This is a genomic window from Candidatus Dependentiae bacterium, assembly GCA_016871815.1.
GTDB lineage: Bacteria > Babelota > Babeliae > Babelales.
Map to the genome: position 1 here is coordinate 1 of VHBT01000025.1, position 13,932 is coordinate 13,932.

The following is a 13,932-nucleotide window of genomic DNA, read 5'->3' on the forward strand; positions in this document are numbered from 1 at the left end:
TTAACCGCTCTCACCCACAAAAAACCCTATGTATGTCCTACATGTAATAAGAGATTCACGCAAAAAGGTCATCTGAAAAGGCACGAAAAATCTCACACCGACGAAAAACCGTTTGTATGTACTACATGTGGTGCGGGATTCTGGGAAAAAGCTCTTCTGATATCACACGAGAGAACTCACTCCGGCGAAAAACCGTATGTATGTACTACTTGTGGTAAAGGATTCACGACTAAGGGTTGTCTGACAACGCACGAAATAATTCACACCGGCATAAAACCCTATGTATGTACTACTTGTGGTGCGGGATTCACGCAAAAAGGTAATCTGATATCGCACGAGAGAACTCACTCCGGCGAAAAACCCTTTGTATGTACTACATGTGGTAAGGGATTCAATCAAAGCGCTCATCTGACATCACACGAGATAATTCACACCGGCAAAAAACCCTTTGTATGTACTACATGTGGTCACGGATTCACGCAAAAAGGTCATCTGAAAAGGCACGAAAAATCTCACACCGGCGAAAAACCCTATGTATGTACTACATGTGGTAAGGGATTCATGCAAAACAGTGATCTGACAAGGCACGAAAAAACTCATACCGCTTGTTAGAGGATTCACGCAAAAAGATCATCTGACAAAGCACGAGAGAACTCACACCGCTAAAAAAAACCTAGCCGGTGATAACTTTTTACGTTTTAGTTGAAGCATTTGAGGCGTAGATGAAAAACGAAGGGCTGCACCTGAAGAAAAGTTGCTTGAGTAATGTTGTGATAGGCGTCAGAGATTATTTCAACTTCTAGTTGATATCAAAGTACATCAACAAGCACATGAATCTTTGAAGTACAACTTTTAACCAATACCTAAAATCCGACAAAGCTACACAAAATTATAATCCTTTTTTGCAAGCTTGCGGCTATACTTGGGACGAAAACTCAACAGAATCTAACTTAAAATTCAATAAGAAAACTTAAAATACGCATATTCCTTGTTTTTAGGTAAAAAATAAAAAAAACACTATAAAAAATAGTTGTGTGCATAATAAAGGTATAAAAAATCTAAATTCAAAGCGATTTAATAAAATGAAAACGATCAAAAAGATTCTTTTTTTAGTAACACTTTTTTCTTGTGTGCCTCAACTGTTCTCTGGGGGCGAGGACGATACTTTCTCTGGGGGCGAGGACGATACATTCTCTAGAGGCGAGAGCAATACGCCACAATCATCGTGTGATCAATCTATTTTTGAAGAACCTCTAACTGATTTCAAGGTTCCTGCTGACTTTGCACTTGTCGACGAAGCCATTCTTGATGCCTCTCAACGTCTCGAAAAAGCCATGGAAAACTTTCCTGACCATATTCCTGGTGTCGACGAAGCCGTTGTTTTAATGCCTGATCCTATTCCTGTTTTGCCACCTAACCCAACTCGTTTCCGGCCAGGTCAAAAAAAGGCACTTAAAAAAACTACTTCCCAAGCCAGAAATTTTAAAATAGCTTTTGCAAGTGCCTTGAAAACGCAAGAATCAGAAGAAGATTATGAATCAGAAACCGAAGATGAAGTGACACCCCAACAGGCCACCGGCAAAAGAAGAATCAGTGTTAAAAGAGCTAGAGTAGAAGAAGATAATGATGATTATGAACTGACACCCCAACAGGCCACCGCCCCAAGAAGAATCAGTGTTAAAAGAGCTAGCGGAAAAAGAGAAACAGACATAACCGCTGGCACCCCCGAAAAACCCTATGCATGTGATACATGTAATAAAAGATTCACGACTAAGTATAGTCTGAAAGAGCACACGAGAATTCACACCGGCGAAAAACCGTATGTATGTCGTAAATGTGGTAAAGGATTCACGCACAGCCGTAGTCGGACCTCGCACGAGAAAACGGAACATGAGATTATTACTGTCTTTCCGGGTAGGTTAAAAAGCGCCCCCTAAAAAGCCCGCCGACTCAAGAAGAATCACAAAAAGAACTAGATACGATGATGATAAACCAGAAACAAAAAACCGCTGGCTCCAGGGCAAACCACTTTGTATGTGATACGTGTCGTGCGGGATTGGCGCAAAAAGATCATCTGACAAAGTACGAGAGAACTCACATCGCTATAAAAAAACCTACTCGGTGATAACTTTTTACGTTTTCATCGAAGCATTTGAGGCGTAGATGAAAAACGAAGGGCTGCCCTGAAGAAAAGTTGCTTGAGTAATGTTGTGATAGGCGTCAGAGATTATTTCAACCCTTAGTGGATATCCAAGTACATCAACAAGCACATGAATCTTTGAAGTACAACTTTTAACCGATACCTAAAATGCGACAAAGCTACACCAAATTATGATCCCTTTTGCAAGCTTACGGCTATACTTGGGACTAAAACACAACAAAATCTAACTTAAAATTCAATAAGAAAACTTAAAATACGCATATTCCTTGTTTTTTTAGGTAAAAAATAAAAAAATCACTATAAAATAGTTGTGTACAAAATAAAGGTATAAAAAAATCTAAATTCAAAGCGATTTAATAAAATGAAAACGATCAAAAAGATTCTTTTTTTTATATGTTTAGCGTCCTCAGTAAGTGCTGGCGGAGACTCCGATGATGAAGAAAATTCTAGCAGCAATGAATTACAGCCCTCAGTTGCATCTTCAAATCTAACTATTGGCATCCATCGCTTAGTGAACAGTACTTCAAACCCACCAGTCATTTCTTCGGACGAAGATCCATTTTTAGACGATCCATTGGAATCTTTTTTTAAGCACGTCCATTCCTGTTCCAAAGAACCCATCTCCTGCGCATCTGAAGCCTCAGCTGCGTCAAGCCCATCCAGCAGACTCATCAGTCGCTCAACTCTTGCCCTGCCAGGTGCAGCCTCACGTTCGTCGTCAAAAAATGTCGCCGCAAAAATGCTACCACAAAAGAGCATCTTTAAACGAGTCCGTGAAGATAGCAAGGATCTTAAAAAATCCACGGGCGGAATCCCCCAGGACGAATCTCTTTACAAAACAAGACAAACCAAAGCGAAATCTAAATTCGATAGATGGATCGAGAATTTTCAAATGTTTCTTGATGCTCGTTTGCCATCAACTTCTACAGGAGAAGGAATACTTAGAGTTATTACACCTGATTCAGTAGAAACGGTCTGCAAAGAACCACTCACCAGAAGCACAAGGAAACCTATTCTACTAATTCGGCATAGTGATTTTTTAAAATACCTAGAAGCTCAAAAAGCCCAAGCAATTAAGCTGAGCAATCAGTTGCGGGTCCATTTCGGTAAGCAACCCTTGGTTATCATTCTCAATGATAGTGGTGACGCATCAAAAGATCTTGATATCAGCCTCACAAGAGGCCTCTCTGATAGCGGTGACGCATCAGAAGATACAGTCTTCTCCTGCATAATGGGCGCAGAGCTCTGTAAAATTTTTTATTCGCCAGCGGAAATACCTGAAATAGTTTCAATAGATCGTACATTTATGATCGCCCTCGGTGCATTTGCCGATATAGATTTTAGCAGGTATCTGAAAACTCCTGATCCTGTTCCTGCTCATGTTTCTGCTGCTGGTGGTGGTGGTCAAGAATCGCCTACTTTACCTACGCTCAGAAGATCTTCCTCAGTTCCAGCTAGTCATTCGATCAAAACTCGAAGTATTCAAGAGGAGTGCTCCGGCATTTTTCATCTGGACAAAATCAAAGACCTGGCACCAAAAGAGCTCATCCCGCAGGGCCTGGAATCGGCAATCTGCGCTTACGAACTTTTGGGGTGGCGTGAAACCGCCGAAGATGCGCTTGATATTCAAAAGCGCGATGATTGGATTGGCTTGGCACTTTTTGATGGACACGGGGGAAGTAGTGTCTCTAAAGCACTTGCATCCAGGAGCTATGAGTCTAACTCAGTAGTTGCATCATCGACGACCGATGACTCCAGCTTAGCAGCTCTATCAAGGCTCGGTCATTCTAACTTGCTTTCTCGACTTCTTGCTCTTGCAGGCGCTGGAATGTTTAATTTTGCTGACGAGAAAATACCAGAAAAAGTAATAAAAGCTGTAGAAAATTTGTACGTCGAGGTAGATGAATCCCTCGAATCTAAAGCCTACGAAGCAGGCAGTACCGCAATAGTTTGTTTGCTCAATAAAAGACTCAAAAAGGGATTTTTCATCAACTTGGGCGACTCGCGCGCGCTAGCAATTAAACGTTCCTCGGTTTTTTGCAAAAATGTTTCAGAGGATTTTTCAGAAGGTATTATAGCAACTAATGATCATTCGCCGAGAGACCCAAAAGAAAGAAAGCGAATTCAAGATGCTGGGGGATATCTGTATGGTGATCTAATTTCGGACGGTATCTTCGGGCTTAGTGTGTCCCGTGCGTTCGGGGATTTTAGTCACAAGCCAATTTGTGATAACGTACGCAAATATTGGGTCGGTATCCAACCCGATATTATGCAGTTTAGTTTAGATGAAATCGAAACAATTGTGCTTGCGTGCGATGGCGTTTGGGATGTATATAAAAACCGTGAGGCTGCCAATCTATTAGCTGGAGATGCAAAAACGTACTCAGAACCGCCAGCGGAAGTACTTTGCAAAAAAGCACTACTCAATCGCTCTGGTGACAATATTTCATCCATAATCGTCGACATACCATGCCTGCTTTCAATCCCAGACCATACGTGGATGGGAATTTCTTAATGGGCTTTTTTTAGAAAGCTCAAGCAAACTAACATGCAAAAAAATTTTATCTTAGAAGAATCCTGGACCAATATTTTTAATATTTTGCTCAGAAAAAGTATATCTATCTAGAAAATGAAGCACGAACAAAGCTTTTTAAGCACGATTTGTTTGCTCATGCGAAATCAAACATGCTTTAAAGCATTACCTGTCATTCTTTCTGGATGGTTGAGCCGAGTGCGCTATCGCATGGCATCACAGCGAACTTTTCTGACATAAACTCTGCACGCGCAAGTAAGTTCATTTTTTTGAGAAAAATGACACAAAAAAATACCTCCCTTGTAGAAACGTTTGTGGCGTGTATATTGAAATTGTCTTAACAAAAAAAAGGGTAGTTCTATGAAATCACAGTTTTTATTGAGTTGTTTGCTCCTGGTGAGCGCAGCGCTTGGGGGTAAAACAAAGTTCTTGGTGGATGGTAATGTCACGCCAGCTAGAGTTGCTACAAAAAATATTCTCTGCGTCTACGTCAAATCCAATGCGACGGATAAGGTCAGCAAAAAGGTTGAAGTTTCCTCTGAGGAGCTTGCGTGGTTACGGAAGCATAGCGGAAGAGCAGATTTTGCAAAACGCATCAAAAAGAACGAAAATCCAGTCGCAACAAAAGTTGCAAAGTTATTTGCAGGAAGTGAATCGTCAGCATTGGCGTTAACCTTTGAACCATCTGCGCAAGATCCTCAAGGGCCTGTTGTCATTCAAGTGATTGTCGAGAATAGAGCCAGCAAAATAGTGGTGATTTATGCTGATGTTCTTCCTGTATGGGTAAGTTCGTTGGTTGATGCGTGTGCGCCGGTAACTCAAGGGGCTGACTTCTTGGGAAAATTTTGTCTAATTGCTTCATTACCCGTATTGTCTTTTATGATTTGGAAAGGGTATGCGAAAGCTTATCCTCGAAAAATGACTCCGATAAGCCGGAATGTATTGAAAGAGGGTTTGCGTAGACTTCAAGCTAATATAGATTTACTACATAACGAAATTCCAGCTTTTTTGGAGGTTTGCCCAGGGTTGATAATCGGCAGAAGAAGCGTTGCTAATCATCTGAAAAACCATACAAGCGAAGATATTACAATTCTTAAGCAGTTCATCAATAGTGCTGAATTTTCTCAAGCAGAAGTCGGGTGCCAAGTAACTCGAAATGTCTTTAAAAGAGTTCAAACAGAAGAAGGAGGAGAAGCAATACTTGAGGAGCTAACTACCATAGATGCCCTAGATAGACCTAAGCTGATTGTCGAGGTGCCAGAATTGACAGGCTCTATTAACTACGGAAACAATTGAAAGACACTTTTTACATACAGCCTATTCTCTGAGAGCGATTCATCTTCTTTTAAATGGTATAACAGGCCAGTAGAAACATATCCATGTTCTAGAGAATTGATGTTTCTCCCGTCTGACATTTTTTTAAATTTTCCACGAAGACATAACTTTTTTGTGATTGTAGAAAGTTTTGAAAATCTTAGAGATCTGACCAATCAATTACTGAAAAAAGCAGACGAGGAATGTCCGTTTGTCGGGCTCGTTGTCGGGCTCGGGGACAGATTTCACGCACTTAATCAATAGAAAATAAAAAAAGGCCTCTCAAGAAATAGTTTTTACTCTAAAAAATGGCTCCAAGTGGAGATGTTTGCCGGCCGAGTACAAAAAACACGCCTATGAAAAGTGCCTCTCTTGAGCCTAAGAAGGCTTTATTGATAGAATTTTTCATAAAGTTCGTGATTTGTATTTGGCAGTTGCGCAATCATTTTCAAACTGGAGTCCTGTTCATAGGTCGTTTTGCAAAGCACCTTTCTTGAAGAAGAATGAGTCATGAAGAAATTCGTCATGGCTACAGGAAGGGGATTTAATTGCTTGCCGCAAGAGTAAAGGTTTTACTTTCTCCTATGTTTATCGAGTTTCAAAGTATAGGATTATAGCAAAGAGCTTTCGTACTTGCAGGTGCTGTAATTAATCAGTTTAAAGAGCTTGAGCAAAACATTCCTCTTCTAACTCTTACCCTGCAATAGCTTAAAATTTGCTCAACATGAACGCGTTTCACGCGAACTTTGCTTTAAAATAAATTTTAAAGTGCCAGATCACTCTTGGGGGCAGACCTTTTATAACTATTTTTTACCTCAACATTTCCCTAAGTGATTAAATCTGCGTAACATTTAAAAAAATAAGTTATTACATGCCAAGAACAGGCTTAACACAAGCCTAAGAAGGGTTTTAAACCAGCATACACTCGACAAAATTCTTCTTTTCAATCAGGGTGTTTAAATTTCAATCTGAATCCACTTCTTAATGAAAAAATCTAAAAAAGCAGATATTTTCAACTGCTCAACTTTAAGTCTTCTCTCACAAAATCTTACCTATACTTATCACTATCTAATTTAACAACGCGCGTCACAACGCATAAAGCATTTCTGCAGCAGAAATAACCACCTCAAACAAATTACGTAAGCAGATCGTCAATTAAAAAATTCCTGAAAGGAGTTAACATTCATGTTATTTTCACTAAGAAGAACGATATTTCTTTTTTTTATATGTTTAGCATCTACAGTAAATGCATTTACATTCGAGGAAATTCAGGAACTCTTCTTAAAGGCTGCAAAGACGCCAGGCAGGCCTGATTTGATCTGTGTAAAAAGGCTGCTAGATGAAAAAAGTACCTTGAGTCCTTATTCAATCAGATCAAAATTATCATTCAACAGTAGTGATCAAACAAAATATCCCTTTTTCATTATCCTCGATGAAGATCTTTGTACAAGTACCTACGAAAAAATCATAGATAATTTTATGATAGGCAGTGACAAAAAGGTTACTAACGTACTCAAGCAACCAGAAAATCGCACACTCGTGCTTGTTTCAAACAGCGACGAAAAAAAAGAAGCTAATTGTAAAAGTCTTGCTGCACAACTCAGCGAAAACGGTGCTACTAACGTGTACTGCATTGAGCCGAATGAAGATGACATACAAGAACTGGTAAAACTTGTCTGGAAAAATGTTGAAAACTTTCCTACTGCCCCAAATGATGATGATACTGAAGAAATGGTTCCAGCTAGTGCTGTTATGCCTCTGACTGATGCTAAAGAAAGCTTTGCACTTAGTATTCTTCTGAGTCTGAATGTAAAAAATGATACCAGACGTCATCGCCTGCCTAGTAAAACTCCAACCTCATGCGTTTATGGTGTCGTAGATAATCACCAAACCGAAGAAAATTCAGAAAGACTTGCTAGCCTTGCTGACGCTTGCCTTACATATCCCTGGCAAATACCTTCTCAGGGTAAGGCCCCGCTCATACACGCATCTGATGAAAAAAAATTACTAACGCTAGTTGTATCTCATCCTGCTGTACCTCAAATAAGCACAATACCCTCTTCCAGCGTCCCAGCACAAGTAAACACTTTGCACCGTACCGTTTGCGAATCAAGTACCCGCCCCATTCTCTTTTCTCATGACCTGCCAGGTACAACTCCAAGTCCATACCCAACAACAACGGCCGAAAAAATGCTCCCATCAAAAAAACCGCCTACAGGTAAAGTTTTAAGACATTGGAAGAGGTTGCGGATCTGGCTTATCGCTAATCGCATTCAATTCAACGTCTATCGTTACGACGATAACATAAAACTATTTTTTCATTATGGATCCTCAGAAAATTGGGGAAAATTAGAAGGTAAAAGCCAAAAAAAACTTACCGTCATGTATTTGCCGAATAAAAGAGCGAATGAAGAAATCTTCGAGCTTGCCAAAACCACAATCTGCAAAACACCCTCTGATATCATTGTCATGCTCGTCTATGATGACCGAAGCGTTGATGAAGATTCACGATGTAGGTTACAATCTTTGCCGGCAATACATAATTGCCACTTTATTTTGTTGACTGACTTAAATTTTAACCGTGAAGCAGAAAAAATTACCGATGAAGAAGAAGAAAATCTAAAAATGCTCCTTCTTCCTAGCACAACTACTACAGCCGCATTCGCAATAGATTCAAGCAGACCAAAGATCATTCAATTAAAGTTGCCCGAGGATCAAGAAAGATCGGTCGACGAATACCCTTCTCCCGCTGCGTCGACTAGCGCCTTACACGATACGCCAACCATTCCCACCTGCTTATCAGCTTCTGGGGAACCTCACAAAACTCTTTCTAGTTCATCCTCAATAGATACCGCACATAAGCTGTTAAAACGCCCCCGCCCCTCTGATTCCCCAAAGGACCTTCATCCAGAACCCAGCCGCCGAATCGTCCAACTATGTTCAGAAGATATTTTGGTTAATAGATTTCAAAGGTTTCTTGATACTCGCTTCCCATCAACTTCTACAAGAAAGGGAGTACTTAGAGTTATTACATCTGATTCCCTAAGAACGGTCTTGACTGAACCAGTCATCAGCGAGAACATAAAACCTATCCTACTGATTCGGCATAGTCATTTTTTTTACTACCAAGCAACTCAGCTGAGCCTTAAGTTGCAGACCCTATTCGGTAATCAACCTTTGGTTATCATCGTCAACGATAGTGGTAGCGAATTAAGTGATTCGGCTCTCACCGTCACAAGGGGCGGCTACTGCATAATGGGGGCAGATCTCAGCACGATCTTTTCTTGTACGACGGAAAAAATACCTAAAATAGCTGACATAGAAGGAATAGATTCTAGATTTATGAAAGCCCTCACTGAATTTTGCGAATGAGCACACCGAATAACAAATAGGTAATTGTCCAATCACTTGAATTTTACAAAGATAAAGCGCTATTAGGAACTAAGTAGTTCTTAACCTAGAAGGGGTATGTTATGTTCGAATGTTGTGGTGTAAATCTTTTGCATGTTGGCATGGGGGGCGTTGCGTCTCTTGTTCTTGGTTCTTTGTGGTACTCGTCTTATTTATTTGGTAACAGCTCAAACTGTGGCAACAACAATGGTTGCTCGATGACAAATTCCATGATCATGGAATTTGTTAATTCAAGTGTTGCGACCTGGGCGTTGTTTATGGTTTTAGCTCTTCTCCAACCAGCAAACCTTAATGAAGGTCTGTATTATGGATTTTTATTAAACCTTGCAACAACAATTCCAGGAGCATTGTCTGACCATATTTGGAAAGGTATCAGCGTAACCAACACCCTTGTAAATGCAGGCTATGCTGTTGCGTGGACATCGATGGTTATCGCGCTTCGCTTCTTTCTTGGATAATTAAATACACAAAAACAAAAAAGGCCGTGAGTTTTTCACGGCCTTTTTTGTTTTTGTAAAAATCTTCTTTACAGTAATCGCGCAGCGCGTTCTGCAAGCAAACTTCTTTCACAAATTTCAAGCTTTACCACACCAAAAATGCGGTCCCCTTTGAATTTTTCGGTGGTAACCGTCAGTCCATTGGTTGCATAATCCATGTATGGCGAATCGATCTGATCGGGATCTCCCGCCAAAATAACCTTTGTTCCTTCACCCGCCCTACTCACAATTGTTTTTACCTCATGAGGAGTTAAATTTTGAACCTCATCAATAAAAATAAATTGCTTAGGGATTGACCGCCCTCGCATGTAGGTTATCGCCTCAAAGCTCAAAATACCTTTGCGTTTTAAACGTTCAATTTCCTGATTACCCGCAGAAAGATCTCCTGCATACATTCCTTTCCATTCACCAGCATGCTGATAATCCTGGAGCAATCCTCGAGGTTCAAACCGTCCAGAACGATGAGAATCACGGTGATTTTCTCTACGATGTCGCCCATGAGCCGATGAATGCCTCGACGAGCGTTCATGATGTCGAACAAAATCACTCTGATGCTCACCTCGATCATCATCAGAAATCAATTTTTGAAATGCTTTCTTACTTTGCATCAAAATGAGTTCCAAGTTATCGTGCATCGGCTGCATCCAATGAAATAACTTTTCATTCACATCGCCTGGCAAAAACCCGATATCAGAACCCAATGCAACAACTGGACGAGCAATTAACATTTTTCGGTACATATTTTGCTTTAAAACTTTGTACATACCAGCCAAAAGAGTCAAAAACGTTTTTCCCGTTCCCGCAGAACCAATCAGCGATAATAAACTTACAGAATCATCAAGTAACAAGTCCAACGCCATTCGCTGTTGAATGTTTTTTTCGCCAAACCCCCAGAGCTGCTCAAACGGCTCAACCTCAACTATTTTACCGCGAACAAACTTAAATAATCGCTCATACGATCGCTCAAAATCTGACTTTACATGAATAAATTGATTTTCGTACAAATCAGAAATATCAACCAATTCATGAACTCCATCAATCGAAATGCGCTTCACATCTGCTGGCGACATTTCAAACGATGACCATCCTTTGTATTGAGTCTCAATCGAAACATTTTCAACAACATAGTCTTCTGCCTGCAAGCCCAAAAGATCTGTTTTTACCCGCGCATTAATATCTTTTGTTATAAATGTTACCTTGGCACCCGATGAGGACAATTTATCAACCACACCGATGATTTTATTATCATTTGATGCGTCAAACACAATGTCATTAGACGAAAATTGAACAACCCTCAAAAGAGAATGCCCATTATTTGTTTTGATGATAACCCCATCAGCCAGAGAACCCCCGGCACGAATTTCATCAAAAATCCGAATAACCCTTCGTGCGTTTCGCCCCCGCTCGGAAGACTCACCCTTAAACGAATCCAGCTCCTCTAAAACCACCAATGGAACTATAATAGTGGCTCCAGTAAATGAATAAATCGATTTCCAGTCATATAACAACACATTGGTATCTAGAACAAAAATTCTCTCAGAAGATACCTGATACAGGTTTTTCTCAACCATTCAATACCCTTAACCTTAGAATTCAAAAAAATTACGTAAAAACAACAATCTTGTTTTTCACAAAAAGCTATTTATCCGAACAGTATCACCTAATTTAATTGTTGACGAATCTTTGAGCAAATTCTAGTTTAATTATAAAGGGTTTTTCAAAATCTCAGGATACCGTTATGCTAAAAAAAATCTTATATTTACTGCTTTTCTTTACTCTTCTGGCGCAACCAGTTGCTGCAAAAAGATTTGTATCTTCAGAAGAATTTCTTTCAACCGTAGAGACACAGGACTTGTTTGATTTTTTATCAAGAGAGAACCTTGATGCTGTTTTTGCTTTTTTAAAGCCAACATGGGAACGTAAAACCCCTGAAGATAAATCTCTCATAATTCCTTACTTTATTGTCCAAAAAACGAATTGTTTAAACTTTTTATTTCGTTTTTGTTCTGAAAATCTAAAGATAAAAGTTGCCATCATTCTTTTGCATATCGAGGATTTTTTTAAACAGGTTGAATCAATCGAAACAGATCCCGATGAGATTTCTTCTTCAACAGAATGTTCTCTAACTAAAGAATCACTGATATTAAAGGATATAATAACTCCACCTTCTCCATGTAGATCACCAGAAAGAAGGGAAATTTCAACGTCGAAAGTTTTTTTTAGCCTTGAAACTAGAGAACTCTTTGAAAAAATAACCCCAGAAGATTATGCGTTGCTTTTCGAGGGAACCGTTGTACCCGAAAACATCTGTAAATTAATAGAACACGTTGTTTATCCTGGAGGTTCTTCATTTTCCATTTCAGATTTCCTTAATTCTCCAGCAAGCTGGGATCTGAGAGCTCAAATCATTTTTGCTTTCGGGAATCTACTTCCAGGAGAAAGCTTAAAAAATAATTGGCTATTGGTTTGCCCGCTTTTAAAAGAAATATTTAGTTAGACCTAGAGACGATTAAAAAATAGTAAATTCTTAACAAAAATTTACCAGATCAAGGACACTAGAATCACTCAATAAAAAGTAATTTTAAGTGTCCTATGAAAAATGTATATAAAGTAAAATATATCCTTTCATCGCTGCTGATCATATCAGTTCTTAACGCCAATAAAGATGATCCATCAACTCCAGGCGCCCCAACACCCCCAAGCACCCCAGTTGCAGAACCTCTAACTTCAAGCTTTTCACCTCTTCCGCCAATTAAACGCATTTCTTCTCTTTCTCACCTTACACATATCGTCACAGGAAAACTAACACATCCCGAATCACCCTCTGCAAGTTCCTTAAGCGGATCATCTTCCAGCGGGGCAAGCAGTCTGAGCAGTTCTTCTTCATCTCGGAGAATCGTTCACCTAAAGCCAATCGCCGATCCATCTTCTGCGGCAACACGAGAAAAGATAATGGAATATCGCATGATAATTGCATCTATCAAAAGTCACTCCAGTCATATGGAAAGCCTTATTTTCTGGCAACATCTTTTTATGGAATTTCTCGATAAAACAGGTCTAAGAAAAATATTCGACAGTCTTCGAATTGTAATGAAAAGACGAAAAAAAGCATCTAAAAATATCGATTTTATAGCAAGCGCACATACAATCTTTGAACGATATCAAGCAACACTCTCACCACAAGATTATTTTGAAGGAAGACAAATTCTAGACGGATTAGACTATTCATGCACAACGATCCCTGAAATATTTCTGAATTTTAAAGAGCTAAAACTTAAAATAATAAAGAATTACGAAATTAAAATAACGGCTCTCACTCGAATCGTAGACTCTACAACTATGCCAATGCAAAAAACCTCACCTTTAAAAAGAATAAAATAGCGATATAATCTTGCTAAAAAAGAGAACACTATGGAGTTTAAAATGTTCAAAACTAAAAATGTAATACTTGCTGCTTTGGTTGCTTTTGGCGGAATTTGTACAAGCGGTAATGAGTTGCCAATACTTGCTCAAACTTTAGAAAAAGCACCCGTGCAAGAACCAAAGCCTGAATCAAACACAAAAGGATTTAAACACAAAAACAAAAAACATGGTAAAAAGCATTTCGGAACAGGAAACGAGCACTCCCGAAAAGGCTCCCGAAGAAAATCCTTTCAGATACAACAGCCACGACCAGGCTTTTAAAAAAGCTATTTTTTGCTAAACTTTTTTTATCTTTTTATGGGCACGTATTAAATACTGTGCCCACTTTTTTTAGTCATGCATTTTCTTTCAGGGAGTTTTCATGAAAATTATCGACGACCACTACAAAGTCCGTCACTCTGCCGCCCATCTCTGCGCACAAGCTGTTTTGCGTTTATTCCCGGGCACTCTTCCAACTATCGGACCAGTTACAAAAGATGGTTTTTTTTATGATTTTTTACCAACAAAAAGCTTTAAAGAAAGCGATTTACCTCTCATCGAAGCAGAAATGCGAAAAATTGCATCTGAAAACCACGCAATAAATGGCTCCCAAG

The 13,932-nt window shown here is 39.5% G+C and carries 11 protein-coding genes; 10 read left to right on the plus strand and 1 reads right to left on the minus strand.

Going from position 1 to position 13,932, the window contains the following annotated elements; all coding sequences use genetic code 11:
* From FJ366_03710 to FJ366_03735, 6 genes are all read left to right on the plus strand, one after another.
* The coding region (locus FJ366_03710) for a C2H2-type zinc finger protein (protein MBM3894671.1) at nucleotides 1-612 on the plus strand (612 nt) is incomplete at its 5' end.
* A gap of 470 nt (nucleotides 613-1,082) precedes the next feature.
* Nucleotides 1,083-1,937 carry a C2H2-type zinc finger protein gene (locus FJ366_03715; protein MBM3894672.1) on the plus strand — a complete coding sequence of 285 codons (855 nt, stop codon included), beginning with the start codon at nucleotides 1,083-1,085 and terminating at the stop codon, nucleotides 1,935-1,937.
* A gap of 585 nt (nucleotides 1,938-2,522) precedes the next feature.
* Nucleotides 2,523-4,676 carry a protein serine/threonine phosphatase 2C family protein gene (locus tag FJ366_03720; GenBank protein MBM3894673.1) on the plus strand — a complete coding sequence of 718 codons (2,154 nt, stop codon included), beginning with the start codon at nucleotides 2,523-2,525 and terminating at the stop codon, nucleotides 4,674-4,676.
* Between the two features lie 378 nt (nucleotides 4,677-5,054).
* Nucleotides 5,055-5,990, plus strand: coding sequence for a hypothetical protein (locus tag FJ366_03725; protein ID MBM3894674.1), 936 nt, complete (start codon nucleotides 5,055-5,057; stop codon nucleotides 5,988-5,990).
* Nucleotides 5,991-7,193: 1,203 nt separating this feature from the next.
* Complete coding sequence (locus tag FJ366_03730; protein ID MBM3894675.1) at nucleotides 7,194-9,380, plus strand: hypothetical protein; 2,187 nt, start codon at nucleotides 7,194-7,196, stop codon at nucleotides 9,378-9,380.
* A gap of 101 nt (nucleotides 9,381-9,481) precedes the next feature.
* Complete coding sequence (locus FJ366_03735) at nucleotides 9,482-9,877, plus strand: DUF1761 domain-containing protein (GenBank protein MBM3894676.1); 396 nt, start codon at nucleotides 9,482-9,484, stop codon at nucleotides 9,875-9,877.
* A gap of 68 nt (nucleotides 9,878-9,945) precedes the next feature.
* Here the strand turns inward: FJ366_03735 and FJ366_03740 are convergent, their stop codons facing one another.
* Nucleotides 9,946-11,487, minus strand: a complete 1,542-nt coding sequence (locus FJ366_03740) for a PhoH family protein (protein MBM3894677.1) — start codon at nucleotides 11,485-11,487, stop codon at nucleotides 9,946-9,948.
* 167 nt (nucleotides 11,488-11,654) lie between these two features.
* On the opposite strand from FJ366_03740, the gene FJ366_03745 reads away from it, so the two are divergent.
* From FJ366_03745 to FJ366_03760, 4 genes are all read left to right on the plus strand, one after another.
* Complete coding sequence (locus tag FJ366_03745; GenBank protein MBM3894678.1) at nucleotides 11,655-12,413, plus strand: hypothetical protein; 759 nt, start codon at nucleotides 11,655-11,657, stop codon at nucleotides 12,411-12,413.
* Between the two features lie 95 nt (nucleotides 12,414-12,508).
* A complete protein-coding gene (locus FJ366_03750; GenBank protein ID MBM3894679.1) occupies nucleotides 12,509-13,297 on the plus strand; it encodes a hypothetical protein in 789 nt (262 codons plus the stop codon).
* 166 nt (nucleotides 13,298-13,463) lie between these two features.
* Nucleotides 13,464-13,619 (plus strand): hypothetical protein, encoded by a 156-nt coding sequence (locus FJ366_03755; GenBank protein MBM3894680.1) that lies wholly within the window; start codon nucleotides 13,464-13,466, stop codon nucleotides 13,617-13,619.
* 81 nt (nucleotides 13,620-13,700) lie between these two features.
* Nucleotides 13,701-13,932 (plus strand): hypothetical protein (locus tag FJ366_03760; GenBank protein ID MBM3894681.1); only part of this gene is annotated, 232 nt, incomplete at its 3' end.